This is a genomic window from Mesorhizobium sp. M1182 (assembly GCF_040318335.1).
In the GTDB taxonomy this organism is placed as follows: Bacteria; Pseudomonadota; Alphaproteobacteria; order Rhizobiales; family Rhizobiaceae; genus Mesorhizobium.
In genome coordinates this window covers 12163-27837 of the sequence record NZ_JAMYMD010000001.1, presented here as the reverse complement: position 1 = coordinate 27837, position 15675 = coordinate 12163, and the positions used below count along the sequence as shown (strand labels likewise).

At 62.1% G+C, this 15675-nt stretch carries 13 protein-coding genes and 1 pseudogene; 9 read left to right on the top strand and 5 right to left on the bottom strand.

The features are described 5' to 3' along the window. Window positions 1-293: 293 nt before the first annotated feature. Both NKH33_RS00140 and NKH33_RS00135 read right to left on the bottom strand, forming a co-directional pair. On the bottom strand, window positions 294-848 hold the full coding sequence (locus tag NKH33_RS00140; RefSeq protein WP_352470504.1) for an Lcl C-terminal domain-containing protein: 555 nt from the start codon (window positions 846-848) through the stop codon (window positions 294-296). An 80-nt stretch (window positions 849-928) separates the two neighbouring features. After that, window positions 929-1138, bottom strand: coding sequence for a hypothetical protein (locus tag NKH33_RS00135; protein ID WP_352470503.1), 210 nt, complete (start codon window positions 1136-1138; stop codon window positions 929-931). Window positions 1139-2263: 1125 nt separating this feature from the next. Here NKH33_RS00135 and NKH33_RS00130 point away from each other — a divergent pair. Beyond that, complete coding sequence (locus tag NKH33_RS00130; RefSeq protein WP_352540052.1) at window positions 2264-3850, top strand: serine hydrolase; 1587 nt, start codon at window positions 2264-2266, stop codon at window positions 3848-3850. Window positions 3851-4535: 685 nt separating this feature from the next. Here NKH33_RS00130 and NKH33_RS00125 read toward each other — a convergent pair. Together NKH33_RS00125 and NKH33_RS00120 are read right to left on the bottom strand one after the other, a co-directional pair. Further along, window positions 4536-5549 carry a substrate-binding domain-containing protein gene (locus NKH33_RS00125; RefSeq protein WP_352540051.1) on the bottom strand — a complete coding sequence of 338 codons (1014 nt, stop codon included), beginning with the start codon at window positions 5547-5549 and terminating at the stop codon, window positions 4536-4538. A 49-nt stretch (window positions 5550-5598) separates the two neighbouring features. After that, window positions 5599-6957, bottom strand: a complete 1359-nt coding sequence (locus NKH33_RS00120) for an ROK family protein (RefSeq protein ID WP_352470499.1) — start codon at window positions 6955-6957, stop codon at window positions 5599-5601. Window positions 6958-7309: 352 nt separating this feature from the next. Here NKH33_RS00120 and NKH33_RS00115 point away from each other — a divergent pair, with 352 nt between their 5' ends. The 7 genes and pseudogenes from NKH33_RS00115 to NKH33_RS00085 all read left to right on the top strand — a co-directional run. Further along, window positions 7310-8137 (top strand): sugar phosphate isomerase/epimerase family protein, encoded by an 828-nt coding sequence (locus NKH33_RS00115; protein ID WP_352470497.1) that lies wholly within the window; start codon window positions 7310-7312, stop codon window positions 8135-8137. Between the two features lie 41 nt (window positions 8138-8178). Then, window positions 8179-9300: a substrate-binding domain-containing protein gene (locus tag NKH33_RS00110; protein ID WP_352470495.1), complete on the top strand. Its 1122-nt coding sequence runs from the start codon at window positions 8179-8181 to the stop codon at window positions 9298-9300. A 62-nt stretch (window positions 9301-9362) separates the two neighbouring features. Beyond that, window positions 9363-10532 (top strand): levoglucosan dehydrogenase, encoded by a 1170-nt coding sequence (locus NKH33_RS00105; RefSeq protein ID WP_352470494.1) that lies wholly within the window; start codon window positions 9363-9365, stop codon window positions 10530-10532. After that, the gene (locus NKH33_RS00100; protein WP_352470493.1) at window positions 10529-12115 is read left to right on the top strand and encodes a sugar ABC transporter ATP-binding protein; all 1587 of its coding nucleotides are present in this window, start codon (window positions 10529-10531) and stop codon (window positions 12113-12115) included. Before NKH33_RS00105 ends, NKH33_RS00100 begins: the two co-directional genes overlap by 4 nt. Then, window positions 12105-13076: an ABC transporter permease gene (locus NKH33_RS00095; protein WP_352540050.1), complete on the top strand. Its 972-nt coding sequence runs from the start codon at window positions 12105-12107 to the stop codon at window positions 13074-13076. Before NKH33_RS00100 ends, NKH33_RS00095 begins: the two co-directional genes overlap by 11 nt. Before the next feature lies 1 nt (window position 13077). After that, entirely contained in the window at window positions 13078-13398 is a 321-nt protein-coding gene (locus NKH33_RS00090) for a putative quinol monooxygenase (RefSeq protein WP_352470490.1), read from the top strand. Then, window positions 13391-14153, top strand: a pseudogene (locus NKH33_RS00085) (Gfo/Idh/MocA family protein); the annotation flags it as partial. The gene NKH33_RS00090 and the pseudogene NKH33_RS00085, both read left to right, overlap by 8 nt. Before the next feature lie 220 nt (window positions 14154-14373). Here NKH33_RS00085 and NKH33_RS00080 read toward each other — a convergent pair. Then, window positions 14374-14883, bottom strand: a complete 510-nt coding sequence (locus NKH33_RS00080; protein ID WP_352540049.1) for a ferritin-like domain-containing protein — start codon at window positions 14881-14883, stop codon at window positions 14374-14376. Between the two features lie 304 nt (window positions 14884-15187). Between NKH33_RS00080 and NKH33_RS00075 the strand changes: the two genes are divergently transcribed. Continuing rightward, window positions 15188-15406, top strand: a complete 219-nt coding sequence (locus tag NKH33_RS00075; RefSeq protein ID WP_352470486.1) for a KTSC domain-containing protein — start codon at window positions 15188-15190, stop codon at window positions 15404-15406. Window positions 15407-15675 lie beyond the last annotated feature (269 nt).

The following is a 15675-nucleotide window of genomic DNA, read 5'->3' as shown; positions in this document are numbered from 1 at the left end:
CGCTACAGCGGAAATTGGCCGCCGAAGGCGTGGCCAATTCAAATTCAGCTTCGCTTTAAAATGCACTGCTAAAGTAAGATAGAACGGTTTGTCTGTCGATACACGTGGCTTTTTGCATTCCGTTACGGAAATGCGTGCCTAAGTGTTGATGCAGTTAACGCATCGTAAAGAGTTGTCTTTTCCGCTCTCTTGGCCCCGTCCAAGCATCGTTCGGCGCCCACGGTTCGAATGCGGGAGGTCACGATCTGGCCTTGGGCCCTAACCTCAACCAATCTGCGCGGCCTGCCAGGCAGCTAATCCAAGCCCGTGGCGGGCGCCCCAAAAACGCACCATACGCCTGCCTTCTTGGACGCTTCAAGCGGACGCACCAGAGTGGTAGGGGCACTGAACGCAACGACCGCAAAGGACCCTGCCAGGCCCGGCCATTCAGTGCGGGTCCAGTATTCGGTTTCGCTACGTGCGAGCGGCGGCAGCTTGTATTGCGCGAACGCCTCGCGCTGCCTTGGCCAGTCTGCCGAATCGAGGCTCGTCAGTTCCGCCATCGTTGGAAGCTGCCAGCCCATGTCGCCGTACGGCCCACCTTGCCCGAGCGTAGCGCAGTACCCCATCGCATCGCTGAGCGTTGCGGGTTGATCAAGCCTGTCTAGCCGGGCAACGAGGCAAGTGCGTTGGTCGACGAAAGCTTTGCCGTCATGTTCAGCGAGCAGCCAGAAATTTTGATCACTCAGCGGCTGGCGGGCTTGCTTGTGCACGATACCGCAAGGTGCGGCTTGGGATTGTGACGCTGATATGGTTGCGAAAACGGCAAGCCCTATGCTGAAAGCCGCAAGAGTGGCGATCCGAAGCATGCCTTCCTCCTCCTCCTTGGCCGCGCGTTCGACATGGCAATCGAATAAACGTACTTGAACCGGCGAACAATTGAAAGTTCCTACACTTCCCTGGTTGCCTTGTAGATGATCGAGGGCCTTGGTCCGACGAAGTGTGTGCGTGCAGCAATCCTCGAGCCGAACACCGAACGATCAATTCTGGTCTGGAAGTAATCCTCGGCCGTTTCTGCGCCGTCGAGCCAGAGAACAAGCTCGACCGCACGCGTCCTTATCTTCGGACCGCTGACCAAGCTTTCGATGTTGGTCTTCACAAGGTCACATCCGCGCAACATGCGATGGCGAGATTCAACAAAGCTCGATGACGCGAGCGACCATCTCGATCGGGAAGCGAGCATGAGGGTTGAGACCAAGCAGGGCCAGTCTGCGATGCGGTAGCGAGAAATGGCCTTCCAACGCAGAGGGCGCGTGTCTCAAGTCTACAGGGGTAAGGTTGACATAGTTGAACGACAACGGTGGCCACGCCCTATGTGACCGAAGACATCCTCACCCCACTGGCTACCGGTTACGTCGTGTGGACACTTGTCTGATCGATAGGACGATGCGCAGGCGTCAAAGCGGCAACAGCGCGTCGGGCTTCACATCACCGATCGATGCGAAACTATGCGTTTCCCTGACACCAGGAAGCAGCAGAATGACCGCTGCAGGCCAGACCCCGCGGGTGCTTACCAACTTGGAAGCGTGGACCCGCCGAAGATTGCGTATGTATCTTTGGCGGCAATGGGGAACGGCCACAACCGCTACAAGGAGCTGCGCCGTCGTGGCGTGCCAAAGCTCCGGGCCGCGGTTGCTGCCGGTTCACCGACGGGATTCTGGCGCATGTCAGGACACCCGGCAGTCCAACAGGCCCTGCCCAACCAACACTTCGAGTCGCTCGGTCTCCCCCGTCTCTATGTCTCTGTCCAAGCTTAATCCGGTCGAACCGCCGTGGTACGTGATCCGTATGCCGGGTGGTGTGGGAGAGGCGGCGCCGCGAGGGGCCCCTATCCCGATCTCCGGCCTCGTGCGGCAGGCAGGATCGGCGAAGACGAAGCGTCCCGGCCCCTCGGCCATTAGGACCCTTGGGTACAGGCCATCTGCCTCATATAGTCGGCTTCGATGACTTTCTGGTTGGCCGCCAGCCCGTTGGCGAACAACTGGTGATCGGATGCCATTTGCCGCTCGGGCTTGGAAAGTTGACGTTCTCCCGCGCAATCCCATCCAATTGCCGGGCGCGTAGGTAACGCGGATACTTCGCCAGGTCCCGAAATCACATGACACGCAGCCGCCGTCGCTGTCCGATCCTTGGACTTAAACATATCAGTAGAAAATAGCTGTAACCATCTTTCATCTTGCCGCGTATGATCCGATCATCTGCCGTGCAAGTTTGAGGACATGCAATGAACAAGGCCGCTGCTCTCGTCGTGCTTTCCCTGGTTACCATGCTGCCCGCCATGGCAGCCGCCCAGTCCTACGTGCCGGAGCTTGGGCCATCGCCGCCGCAGGATGCTGTGCAGCTGTATCCCGGCGGTATCGAGAAGGCGCTGGCCGCGCTGCCGGACATCGTCAAGAAAGTCAAGGAAGCATCCGACGTTCCCGGCTTCGCCGTGGCGGTGGTGCATGGCGGCAAAATGATCTTTGACGAGGGCTATGGCCTTCGCGACAACCGGGACGACACTTCTAAGGTCAGCAGCACCACCATTTTCCAGGTCGCCTCGGTGTCGAAGTCGATCTCGGCCACGGTGGCCGCGATCGCCATGACGAAGGACCGCAGCTTCGACTGGGACACCCCGGTCGGCAAGGTCTGGGACGGCTTCCGCCTCAATCTCGACTATGTCTCGGGCAACGCCACCATCGGCGATTTCTTCGCCCATCGCTCGGGCCTGCCGATGGCGGCGGGCGACGAACTCGAGGATCTCGGCTTCCAGCGCAAGCAGATCGTCGGGAGCCTGTGGATGGTGCCGCTCGATCCCTTCCGCATCTCCTATCACTACGCCAATTTCGGCACGACGATCGGCGCCGAGGCAGTGGCCCACGCCGAGAAACAGCCTTGGGAGCCGCTGGCCGAGAGCCTGTTGTTCGATCCGCTCGGCATGCGCTCGAGCAGCTATCGGCACGAGGACTTCATTGCCGCCGGCAAGAACCGCGCCCTGCTGCATGCGCGCGTGGCGGAGAATGTGTTCGAGCCGCTCTATGACCGCGACCCCGACCAGCAGGCGCCGGCGGGCGGCGTCTCCTCCAGCGTCCAGGATCTTGCCAAGTGGATGATCCTGCTGCTTGGCGACGGCACCTATAGCGGCCAGCCCATGATCGACCCGAAGATCCTGCAGCCCGCCATCACACCGCAGAGCGTGACCTACCGCGGCGAGACGCCCGATACGCGGGCCAGCTCCTATGGCTATGGCTTCAATGTGGCGGTGAACGCCAATGGGCGCACCACCATGGGCCATTCCGGCGCCTTCCTGCTCGGCGCCGGCACCACCTTCCAGATCTTGCCCTCGGCCGATGTGGGCATCGTCGTGCTCACCAACGGCTCCCCCGTCGGCGCCGCCGAGGCGGTCGCCGCCAGCTTCATGGACATCGTGCAATATGGCCAGGTCACCCGCGACTGGTATCCCTACATCAAGCCGCGGTTCATGGGCTACTACAAGCCGGTGGGCGACCTCGCCGGCAAGGTCAAGCCGACGAACCCCGCCAAGGCGGGCAGTCCATCCTTCTACGAGGGCCAATATACGAGCAGCTATTTCGACACCGCCACCGTGCGGGCCGATGGCGACAAGCTGATGCTCGAACTCGGCCCCAAGCCCATGCAGTTCACGCTCGAGCACTGGGACGGCGACACCTACGCCCTCACGCCCCGCGGAGAAAACGCGCCGACCGGCTCGCTGTCATCGGTGAAGTTCGTCGGTTCCTCCGGCGGCATTCGCGCGCGGGTGATGACGGTGGACTATCTCAATGAGAACGGGTTGGGGCATTTTCAGAGGTAGGGGTGGGGCGTCGGGTGCTCCATACACCCTATGCCGTCGAAAAGGCGAACCGGCCGTCTGCAAGGTGATGCCTGAGATGGCGGATTTGTGACGGTTCGCTTCCGGGCGTGGAAATCAGGAAGCCGGCATTTGCTCGCGAGCTTCCGACAAGCTACGTCGGCTTTGGCCAGCCGCTGATCCGAAGCAACCGACGGCTCCCGGCCCACAAACGCGACACTTGGGGGTTGGCTCGGCGAGAACAGCTCTTGGCGCAAGCACGACAACGCTGAATGTCGTTTCGGCTCCTCGTAAGAAGGGCGACTTACAAAGTGGCCAGGTCCGCGTCGTGCGATACGGACTGAGGTACAACTGTGATACAAATCGCTATGGAATTCTAGAAAAAATCCTTTCAAATCAACTTGCGAGGCGGTGCGGCGTTGCATCTCGACAGATATTTTGGCGTCCGACAGCGCGAAGAGGACGCTGAAATATGGCTTTATATATTTTGGTGGCGATCAGGTTTGTTGTATCGGGAAGTTTCGTACATTGAGGCGCGTTAGCAGTAAGCCGAGGGCTTGAGAATACTGCTGATCTTACTGGGTCAACTGACTTCCTAAAAGCAGAACTTTGAGCTGGGGCTCATGGCCCCGCTAGGCGCAACGGGCAGAGATCGCATCGCAGGTAAACTGCGTTCTGCAGTCTTGCGCTAAGGTATGCTTTTTCGCGGCTTGCGCGCCCGCAGCAGGGCGGCGGGGGCCGGCGTGCGCCAAACGACCTGATATGCCTCTACGACATTGTTCGCGGTTACGCTGAGGCCGGGAAGCGCGATCCAGGGCGGCGGCTGGCGCCCGAGAAGCCCGAGAATAGTGGCAATTCCGGCGGCAACACCCTGGTCGTAAGGCAGTTGCGCTGCAATGCCCTTGATCAAGCCGCCACTGGCAAGGTCGGCCGCGACATCGTTGCCGAGGTCGACGGTGGTGATCGGGATCGCCATTCCGGCATCATGGATCGCGGCGACGGCGCCGGTCGCCGGCACGTCCCAGACAGCGAACAGGCCGGCAAGATCGGGATTGGCTTGCAGCAGACCTGCGGTTGCAGCCTTCGCGTGGGAGACATCGGCAAACTTGCCGCGCACCAGCGAAAGGTCAGGCCGGTGGGCTGCCATCCATTTGCGGAAGGCGATCTCGCGCTCGTGGGTCGCGAAAAAATCAACGCCATAGGCCAGCACGCCGACCTTGCCGCCTTGGGTTACGTGCGGCGCCAGCAATTCCGCGCCGATCTGGCCCAGGCCGAAATTGTCGGCCGAGATGACGCTGACATAGTCCTTGCCGGGCAGCATGCCGGTGGGAGCATTGTCGAGTAGCAGAAGCTTCTTTCCCGCCGCCGATATGGCACGATGGTCATCGGCGGCCCGGCTGCTGCCGATCGGAATGGAAACCACCGCATCCACGGCTTCGCCGGCAAGCCGCTTCAATTCGGAAATCTGCCTGTCGATATCGAAGGCGCAGTCGATGACCTCGACCACCGCCGCGCCATAGCGGCCAAGCGTGGTGACGATCCCGGCCAGTTCCTCCTTGGCCCAGTCGCTCATCGTGGTGTGGAGAACGACGGCGACCGAAAAGTGCCGGCCGCGGGCAGCATCGGCATCCGCATCCGACAGGCCGACCTGGTCGGCCGGAACCGCTCGTTCGCCATGCGGCCCCAGGCCGGTGATTGCCATTGCTCAATCCTCCTCAGGCGCTCGCAGCGCTCGATCGATTCTGCGGATATTATGCAAGCGTCCCACCCGGTGGCCGGGGTTTGGCCGGCCTGGCGCTGGTGTCGAGTGCTGCCCGTGAGAGAAAATCCTTGAATTCGGGATGCTCACGTGGCGAGCCCAGCGTAATCCATCCCTGCAGGAATCTCGTATCGAACAGCGCTTCGGCCACGACCTGCGCGGCGCCGACCAGTCCGGCCGAACCGCCCATCTGCGAGCGCACGATGCGCAGGTCGCGCGTGACCACCGGATGCGACTGGCGATAGACCGCCTCGCGCACGGCCGCCAGCAGGATATCCCCAGTCTGGGCGACGCTGCCACCGAGCACTATCAGCGCGGGGTTGAGCAGATTGGCCATCGGCGCCAGCACCTCGCCAACCGCCCGGCCGCTGCGCCCGAGCAGGTCGATGCAAAAAGCGTCGCCTAACTGGGCGCCATGGCCGGCATCGGTGACGGTGACCTCGCCAGCACGCGCCAGTACCTCGGTCAGGTAGGGACTGCGGCCGCTTTCGGCTGCTTGGCGGGCCTCGCGGCCCAGCGCCTCGCTACCGGCGACAGCCTCGAGGTTTCCACCGTCGATGAAAGTGTAGCCGATCATGCCGGCAGCGCCTTGGGCACCGCGGTGCAGCGCGCCGTCCGAAACAACACCGGCACTGATCGACCGTCCGAGCTTGACGAAGATCATATCGGTCAGACCGATGCCGCTGCCCGATTTCAGCTCGCCCATTGTCATCGTCTGGACGCCGCTTCGCACCCAGACCGGTGCGCCAACAAGCGTGGCCAACTGCTCGACAAAGGGAAATCCATCCCAGTTCTGGAAGGCGCTCAGCGCCGGGGCAAAGAGGCGCTGACCGTCAGGCTTCTCGACCGGACCAGGCACGGCCAGCCCAATACCCCAGATGCCGCCCTCGCTACCGTGTTCCTCCAGCATCCAGGCAAACAGCGTCGCCAGCCGTTGGACCACCGGCGCGGGTCCCGCCGCCAGCTCCACGGCCTCGTGATGCTCCGCCAGCAGACGGCCGGAAAGATCGGAAATGCCGACCGCCAGCGAGGAATGATCGAGTACGGCGGCAAGGATCATGCCCATGCGCGGCCGGAAGCGAACATGGCGCGGCGCCCGTCCGCCGATCGCCGGCCCGAGTTCGCCTTCCTCGATCAACCCGATACGAAGCAGAGTTGCTAGGCGATCGGTGACGACGGCGCGTCCAAGCTCGGACTGGTTCTCCAGCTCCTGGCGGGTCGTCGCCACTCCGTTCCGCACGAGGTTGAGCAGCGAGGCCAGACTGCCATGCGCGGATTCGCTGGCGCGAGGCCGGCCAGCGGTACGACGCGGCTGGGCGGTCTCTCCGTCTGCGGTGCTGCGCTCGTCCATATCCTTGCCGCGTCTCGTTCCCTGATCCGGCGCATCACGTCTTCCATCGCGCGAGAAAGGGATCGCTTTAATGGTTGTCGTCAGGCCATTTGGCATGGGTAACGTGACCTCATTTACGGATCAAGTGGCAACTTTTGTCGTTTATCAGCAAAAGACTGCCAACTTTTGCATTTTAAATGTTGACGTATCGTGTAAGCCGCGCATAAGTTCGGCCGAGGTTCGGAGGAGAGCCTACGCCCCGACGCCAAGGACAGGGATTGCCGCACGGGCAGTCACGGCATCTCTTCAAGTCGATAATGCCGGGATCCACACGCAGCGTGGTTGCCAATCGGCTATGCTTGGAGGAGACGACATGCAGGTGAAGCTGGCCTATCATGCCAATTGCTGGGGCGCGCTCGGTGGCAATGCCGTCGGTGTCACCTCGATCACCCAGCTAACCTATCGCACCTTTGGCGACATGGAGCAGGCGATCGGCGAGATCGGCGCGGCTGGATATATTGGCACCGAACTCTTCGATGGCAATCTTCTGGACTACGAAGGCCGCTATGGTGTGCTGCGCAGTGCACTGAAGCAGTCCGGTGTCGCGCTTGTTGCCGCTTATTCCGGCGCCAACTTCGTCTTTGAAGATATCCTTGGCGAGGAATTGGCGCGCATCGAACGTGCGGCGGGTGCAGCGGCCGAACTCGGCGCTGAACATCTGGTCGTCGGCGGCGGCGCCAAGCGCGCCAACGGCCGCCAGCCCGACGATTTCAAGCGCCTCGGCGCTGCACTCGACATGGTCATCGACATCGCGGCCAAAGCGGGCCTGCGTGCGCACTACCATCCGCATCTGTCGACCATCGTCGAAGGTCCCGACGAGGTCCGCGAGGTCTTTGGGCACACCGCAATCGATTTCTGCCCCGACACGGCGCATCTGGCTGCCGCAGGCGGCGATCCGGCCGCGCAGATCCGCGAATTCAGGAACCGCATCAGCTACGTGCATCTCAAGGGCTGGCAGCGCGAGCCCTTTGCCTTCACGCCGCTCGATCGTGGAGATCTCGACATGGCGCCCATCGTCAAAGCGCTCAAGGACACCGGATATTCCGGCTGGATCGCTACCGAACTCGACGCCTGGCCCGACCCCAGGCAAGGGGCGGAACTGAGCATGAGCTATCTGAAGAAGGCCATAGGGCCGAGTTGAACCGACGGGCATAGCGCGCCTGTCACAGGGAGGAGACCTAAATGACACGTTTCAAGACAATAGCCGGAGCTTTCACAGGCGCACTGCTGGCCACTGGCCTCTACACCGCAGCCCCCGCCTTCGCCGACCCGGATTCGGCGCTGGCTGAATTGCAGAAGACGGTGCTCTCCAAGGGCCCGAACGGCGAAACCCCGGCGTCGGCGGCATCCGTCAAACTGACGGACGAAGAACTGGCAAAGATCAAGGACATGAAGGCGACGGCGGCGATCGTCATGCACTATGGGGGCAATGACTGGTCGCGCGCGCAGATCGCCGGGCTCAAGGACCAGTTCGGCAAGATGGGCATCGAGGTGATCGCCACCACCGATTCCGGCTTCAAACCGGAAAAGCAGGTCGCCGACCTCGAAACGGTGATGGCGCAGAACCCCAAGATTATCGTTTCAATCCCGACCGATCCGTCGGCAACCGCCTCCGCCTACAAGGCTGTCGCCGACAAGGGCGTGAAACTGGTGTTCATGGACAATGTGCCGACCGGCTTTGTCGCCGGCAAGGACTACGTCTCCATCGTATCCGCCGACAATTACGGCAATGGTGTCGCGGCGGCGCATCTGATGGCCAAGGCGCTGGGCGGCAAGGGCGACATTGGCCTCGTCTTCCACGCCGCCGACTTCTTCGTCACCAAGCAGCGCTATGACGGCTTCAAGAAGACGATCGCCGACAACTATCCCGACATCAAGATCGTCGTCGAACAAGGCATTGGCGGGCCGGACTTCACCGGCGACGCCGACAAGGCGGCCTCGGCGATCCTCACCTCTCACCCGACCATCAACGGCATCTGGGCGGTGTGGGACGTGCCGGCCGAAGGCGTCATCTCGGCGGCGCGCACCGCCGGTCGCGACGACCTCGTCATCACCACTTGCGACCTTGGTGAGAACGTCGCCATCAACATGGCGAACGGCGGCTTCGTCAAGGGCCTGGGCGCCCAGCGTCCGTTCGACCAGGGCGTCACTGAAGCCCTGCTCGCCGGCTACGGCCTGCTCGGTAAGGAGGCTCCGGCCTTCGTCGCCCTGCCGGCGCTCCCGGTCACCAAGGACACGCTGCTCGAGGGCTGGAAGGCCGTCTACCACGCCGAGGCGACCGACAAGATCAAGGGCAGCATGTAGCGCACCCTACGGCCGGCGCACTCCCTGCCGGCCGCTCCACTTCAGTTCCACAGGAGACTATCATGACCCGGACGCTCAACGTGGCGATGATCGGCGGCGGCTTCATGGGCAAGGCCCATGCGCTTGCCTATGCGGCGATGCCGATGTTCTTCTGGCCGGCGCCCGCCATTCCCGTGTGCAAGGTGGTGGTTGACGTCACCGACGCGCTGGCCGACGAAGGGCGTCGCCGCTACGGTTTCGAGGAATCGTCTTCAGACTGGCGGGCGGTGGTGAAGCGGCCCGATATCGACGTCGTCGACATCGTCACGCCGAACGACAGCCATGCGGCGATCGCGATCGCGGCGGCGGAAGCCGGCAAGCATATTATCTGCGAAAAGCCGCTGGCGCGCGGCGGCGACGAGGCAAAGACCATGCTCGACGCGGTGAAGAAGGCCGGCGTCATCCACATGGTCGCCTTCAACTACCGTCGCACACCGGCCGTGGCGCTCGCCCGCCAGTACATAGAGGAGGGGCGGATCGGCAAGATCCTGAACTTCCGCGGCACATATCTGCAGGACTGGTCAGCCGATCCGGATTCGCCTCTGTCTTGGCGCTTCCAGAAGAAGATCGCCGGCTCGGGCTCTATCGGCGATATCGGCACCCACGTCGTCGATCTTGCCCGCTACCTGGTTGGCGAGATCGCCGAGGTCAGCGCGCTGGTGCGCACCTACAACAAGACGCGGCCGATCCAGCGCGGCAATCTCGACAGGCTGGGGGCAGCCGAGAAGAACACCGGCGCCGCGTGGGCCGAGGTCGATGTCGACGACGAGGTGGTGACACTGCTGAAATTCGCCGACGGCGCGATCGGCTCGCTCGAGGCCACCCGAAACGCCTATGGCCGCAACAATTTCATCACCTTCGAGATCCACGGCACCAAGGGCTCGATTGCTTTCAACTACGAACGGCGCGACGAATTGCAGGTGATGTTTGCCGATGATCCTGCCGATGCGCGCGGCTTCAGGACTGTCTATTCCGGTCCGGCGCACCCTTATGGGGCAGGCCTGTGGCCAATCCCGGCGCTCGGCATTGGCTATTCCGAAACCAAGATCGTCGAGTGTTTCGATTTCTTCTCGGCCATCGCCTCGGGCAGGCAGCCTTCACCCAATTTCGAGGATGGCTATAAGACCGAGCGCGTCGCCGACGCGCTGATCGAATCCGGTGAATCCGGGCTGTGGACCACAGTGCGGTCATGAATAGTGCGGCGCCTGTTCATGCGGTGGAAATGAAGGGCGTCACCAAATCTTTCGGCGGCGTCAAGGCGCTGGTCGACGTCGACCTGCAGGTAGAGAAGGGCGAAATCCACGCGCTGCTGGGCGGAAATGGTGCCGGCAAGTCGACTATTCTGAAAGTGCTGAACGGCGTGCATGTGCCGGACACCGGCACCATTCTGGTTGACGGCAAGCCATTGACAGAGATCTCGCCCGAGGCCTCGCGCCGGGCGGGTATCGCGATGATTTTTCAGGAAATGAGCCTGATACCGACGCTGACGGTGGCACAGAACGTGTTTCTTACCCGCGAAGCCAAGGGCCCATTCGGCCTGATCGATGACCGCACCGCCGAGAAGCGCGCCGGGGACCTGTTCGACATGCTCAAGGTTGAGGTCGATCCAAAGGCGATGGTCGGCAATCTGGGCGCCGGCCAGCGGCAACTGACCGAGATCGTCAAGGCGATCTCGCAGAACGCCAAGGTGCTGGTGCTCGACGAGCCGTCGACGGCGCTCGCGGTATCCGATGTCGAGCGGCTGTTTGCCTTCCTGCGCAAGCTGAGATCGGAAGGTGTCGCCATCATCTATGTCTCGCATCGTATGGACGAGATCGCCCGCATCGCCGACCGCGCCACCATCCTGCGCGATGGCCGCCACGTCATCACGGCACCGCTGTCGGAATTACCGATCGAAGCGATGATCGAGCACATCGTCGGCAAACGCTCGCGTGGCCTGTCGGATGTGGTGCGCGGTGAATCGAGTATCGGCAAGCCACTGCTTGAGCTCGAGAATGTTTCGGGAGCGCTGAAGCCCAGGAATGCCAGCTTCGTCGTCCACAGTGGCGAGGTTGTCGGCCTTGCCGGCCTGCTCGGCTCCGGTCGTTCGGCGATCGCGCGCGTCATCGCCGGCATCGACCCGATCATCGAAGGCGAGATCCGCATCGCCGGCAAGCCGGTGGTGATCACGAGGCCAAGTGATGCTATCGAGGCCGGCGTGGCGCTGGTGCCGGAGGATCGGCTGCGCCAAGGCGTCATCGCCGACCATTCGGTCGCCTCCAACATGACGCTCGCCGTGCTCGACCGGTTGAGCAGCAACACGTTCGTGTCGAACAAAAAGGTGCGCGACGTGACCGACGATCAGGTCGCAAAACTGCGGGTCAAGACCGCGTCGCGCGACAGCGCGGTGCGTACGCTTTCGGGCGGTAACCAGCAGAAGGTCGTCATTGGCAAATGGCTTTCGACCGAGCCGGAAATCCTTGTCCTCGACGAGCCGACTTCCGGCATCGATATCGGCTCGAAGTCGGAAATAATCATGCTGGTTCGCGAGCTCGCCAAGGCCGGCAAGGCAATCGTCATGATCTCCTCCGAGCTGTCCGAGATGCTGTCCGCCTGCGACCGAATCCTCGTTATCTCGGATGGGCGTGTCATGGACGATATCAGCCGTGCCGATCTCGACGATCCGTCGGCGCCAAAAGACGATCCGGTCGCGCAGTTGCAGGCCGCCGAGCGCAAGCTGCAGATCGTCATCCAGAATGCTCTGACCAAAAGCCAGGGAGGGACACATGTCCACTAGTGCCAGCGCATCCGCACCCTCGCTCACGGCGAGGCTCGGCCTCACCAATTGGCGGCAGAACATCATCTATATCGGCTTCGTGATCATCTTCATCATTTTCGCGACCACGCTGTTCGACAAGGGCTTTCTCAATCCCAACAATCTGCTCAACATCGTGCGCCAGACGGCGATGATCGCGGTTATGGCGACGGCCATGACCTACGTGCTTTCGGCCGGCGAGATCGACCTTTCCGTTGGCGCCGTGGCCGGGCTGGCCTCCGTGACGACAGCGATGGCGATTGACGCTGGAGGACCGCTCACCGGTGTGTTGGCGGGGCTCGCCACCGGCGCCCTCGTCGGAACCTTCAACGGCCTTTTGACAACGCGGATCGGCATACCGTCGTTCCTCACCACGCTGGCCACGATGGGCATCGCCACGGGCACAGCCATGTGGATCAGCGATACGGCTGCGGTACCGATCATCTCGAAGAGCTATTCCTGGATTTTTGGCGGCGGCAATGTCGGACCGGTGCCGGTGCTGCTGATCTGGATGCTCGTGCTGGGCGCTGTCGGCCATGTCGTGCTGAGGCGAACGAGCTTCGGCCGGCGCGTGCTGGCCACCGGTGGCGGCGAGATCGCGGCGCGCTATTCCGGCATCGACACCAAGTCGATCAAATTCCGCGTCCTCATCATCTCGGCCATGGCGGCGGCGCTGGCCGGCATGCTCTATGCAGGGCGGCTGCAATCCGGACGCTTCCAGCTCGGCCAAGGCGACGAGTTGTCGGTCATCGCCGGGGCGGTCCTTGGCGGCACCAGCCTGTTCGGCGGTTCCGGCACGGTGATCGGCACGATTGTCGGCGCGCTGATGATCGGTCTCATCAACAATGGCCTGATCCTCATCGGGCTGGAGTTCAGCCAACAACTGATTGCACGCGGCGCTATCATCATTCTTGCCGTCGCCCTTAGCCAAGGAAGAAAATGAGATGATGGTCCCTTACACGGTCATCGGCACCGTCGTCGCCAAACCCGAAACCCGCGAGGAACTGCAAAAAATCCTGTCGAGTTTCGTCGAGCCGACGCGGGTCGAGGACGGGTGCATCAACTACGACCTCCATGTCGACCCGGTCGACCCATGCGTGTTCATGTTCTACGAGAACTGGCGCTCGAAGGACGACCTCAACCGGCATCTGGCGATGCCGCATCTGAAGCCGCTGTTCGGGCGCCTCGATGATCTCGTCGCACGGCCGGTCGATGTCCGTCGCTTCGTCATGCTGAGTCATATTGCAAAGCAAACCCATGACTGATCGCTTTGCCCCGATCCGCTATGGCATGATCGGCGGCGGACAAGGCGCCTTTGTCGGCGCGGTGCACGGTATTCCGGCGCGTATGGACAACGAGTTCGTGCTGGTCGCCGGCGCTCTGTCATCGAATCCGAAGCGTGCCAAGGCCTCGGCGGCCGAGCTTGGGCTGGATCCGACACGCAGCTACGGCTCCTGTGCCAACATGGCCAAAGGCGGAGGCCAAGCGGCAGGACGGCATTGAGGTGGTGGCCATCGTCACGCCGAACAATGTGCACGTGCCGGCTGCCAAGGCTTTTCTCGGGGCCGGCATCCACGTCATCTGCGACAAGCCACTGGCGACGACTGTGGCCGAGGCAAAGAGGCTGGCGGCGCTGGTCGAAAAGGCCGGCAAGGTGTTCATAACTACACGCGAGATGGTGGCCAAGGGACAGCTCGGCGATATCCGTATCGTGCAGTCGGAATATCCGCAGGACTGGCTGACCGAAGACCTGGCCGCCACCGGCCAGAAGCAGGCAGCGTGGCGCTCTGACCCGAAGCAGGCGGGTGCCTGCGGCGCGCTGGGCAATATCGGCACGCATGCCTACAACCTGGCCCGTTTCGTCTCCGGGCTGGAGCTCGATTCGTTGTCGGCCGATCTCGATGCTTTCGTGCCGGGGAGGCTGCTCGACGACAACATCAATGTGCTGCTGCGCTTCAAGCCGGTCGGCGGGTCGCACCCGGCCAAGGGAATGATCTGGGCAAGCCAGGTGGCGCCCGGCCAAGCGGCTTCACCACCAAGCTCCACGCCCGCTGCGACGGACATGGTCGGCCGCTCGGCTGTGTAGGTGTTGAGGGCCGAAAACAAACTGGGATACTCCACCCCGTCCTTTATGGGTTCACGGCCAAATCGCCGGGTTCGTTTGCCCAGCGTCCACGAAGGAGACGCGCTAGCGGACGAATCCCTATCATCCACTTCACGATCCCTACGTTCCCACCCGCTCACCGCTTGGCGCTGTCGCTGTCCGCTTCGGCCCGCGCAAGGAACTGCTCGGTCGTGGACGGAAGACGGGATTTCAGCCAATCCGCCATCGCGACTTCCTCTCGCAGATTCTCTTCGCAAGCCCGAAGAACCTCGGTTTCGCCGAGCGATCGAGCAGCGGCAATCAGGATCGTGTAGGAGGCGATTTCCATGTGCTCGAACGTGTAGCTCGCGAGCGATCCTTTCATCACCTCGTCTCCGGCGAAGACACCGCTCAGCGATTGCGCCATCGCCGTCAGTTTACCGCCAGCATCCTTCATCATGGATGAACCCTCGTCCATCCGATCGAGACAAGTCTTCAGCCGAGCAGCCTGCTGCTTGGTTTCGTCGAGGTGCTGTCGGATTCGGTCGCTCAGTTCGGGATAATTCTCAATACGGCTCAACTGCCCGTTCAACATCGTTTCAGCCTGCTCTTCCATGGCATGAGCATCTCTAAGCCATTGGACAAACCATTCGCGGGTTTCTGACATTTCGAATCTCCTTTGCGATGTAAGGAAAAACTTTCAGAAGAAGACATTGTTCCGGAATAGAATGCGTCGAACAGCCCTGACAGTCCCAGAGGATCAGTGTCTTGGCGGGTCTCAATTCACCTTGCGAAAATCCCGCAGCGATGCGTGGGGAAGACCAAGATCGCGAGGGTCGGCGCAAGGAAAACGGCCCGATCGCGACCGCTGGCGCTCCGCATTGAGCCTCGTGCCTCACCGCACCACCATAGTCACAAGGAACGCGACGGCCTCTCCGCTCGTTGATTGCTTTTCGACTCGAGCCGCCGTCATGCCCTCCACATCGATACGCAAAACGGAATACGATCCTCACAGAAGAATCCTCTCGGTCTGGTTCGTGGCCAGCGGCAAACGCTACGAGTTTGAGGAAGTGCCGCCGGAAACCTTTGCCGCGTTCCGGGCGGCGTTCGCCAAGGGCCGCTATTTCAACGACCATATCCGCAACAATTTCCGCTACCATCTGGTTGCGAGCGATAGCGACCCGGGATGACCTGACCTGCCGGTGGCTCAATCGTCCTGTCGCTCCAACCGGCGGTTGACGGATGCGTTGCCGCTGTTGCTCTAGGTTCGGTTTCGGTCCGCGCGCACTCGCAAAGCCCATCTGCCTGGTGCAAAGGCGCTTGATCGGTCCCGCCGCCCTGGCAGTGTGCGGCGGGATTTTTTCGCGCCCCAGATGGAACACCGGGGCGCGGGTAAGGTTCGGCGCACGCAGTACATCCTCCCTGATATTGCTGCAAGATCGGTGGTGCTCCGATCCAG

What these genes read in the sequence shown, in the direction of transcription:
- NKH33_RS00140 (WP_352470504.1), bottom strand. Translation starts at nt 848, where the DNA reads ATGCTTCGGATCGCCACTCTTGCGGCTTTCAGCATAGGGCTTGCCGTT.
- NKH33_RS00130 (WP_352540052.1), top strand. Translation starts at nt 2,264, where the DNA reads ATGAACAAGGCCGCTGCTCTCGTCGTGCTTTCCCTGGTTACCATGCTG.
- NKH33_RS00125 (WP_352540051.1), bottom strand. Translation starts at nt 5,549, where the DNA reads ATGGCAATCACCGGCCTGGGGCCGCATGGCGAACGAGCGGTTCCGGCC.
- NKH33_RS00120 (WP_352470499.1), bottom strand. Translation starts at nt 6,957, where the DNA reads ATGGACGAGCGCAGCACCGCAGACGGAGAGACCGCCCAGCCGCGTCGT.
- NKH33_RS00115 (WP_352470497.1), top strand. Translation starts at nt 7,310, where the DNA reads ATGCAGGTGAAGCTGGCCTATCATGCCAATTGCTGGGGCGCGCTCGGT.
- NKH33_RS00110 (WP_352470495.1), top strand. Translation starts at nt 8,179, where the DNA reads ATGACACGTTTCAAGACAATAGCCGGAGCTTTCACAGGCGCACTGCTG.
- NKH33_RS00105 (WP_352470494.1), top strand. Translation starts at nt 9,363, where the DNA reads ATGACCCGGACGCTCAACGTGGCGATGATCGGCGGCGGCTTCATGGGC.
- NKH33_RS00100 (WP_352470493.1), top strand. Translation starts at nt 10,529, where the DNA reads ATGAATAGTGCGGCGCCTGTTCATGCGGTGGAAATGAAGGGCGTCACC.
- NKH33_RS00095 (WP_352540050.1), top strand. Translation starts at nt 12,105, where the DNA reads ATGTCCACTAGTGCCAGCGCATCCGCACCCTCGCTCACGGCGAGGCTC.
- NKH33_RS00090 (WP_352470490.1), top strand. Translation starts at nt 13,078, where the DNA reads ATGATGGTCCCTTACACGGTCATCGGCACCGTCGTCGCCAAACCCGAA.
- NKH33_RS00080 (WP_352540049.1), bottom strand. Translation starts at nt 14,883, where the DNA reads ATGTCAGAAACCCGCGAATGGTTTGTCCAATGGCTTAGAGATGCTCAT.
- NKH33_RS00075 (WP_352470486.1), top strand. Translation starts at nt 15,188, where the DNA reads ATGCCCTCCACATCGATACGCAAAACGGAATACGATCCTCACAGAAGA.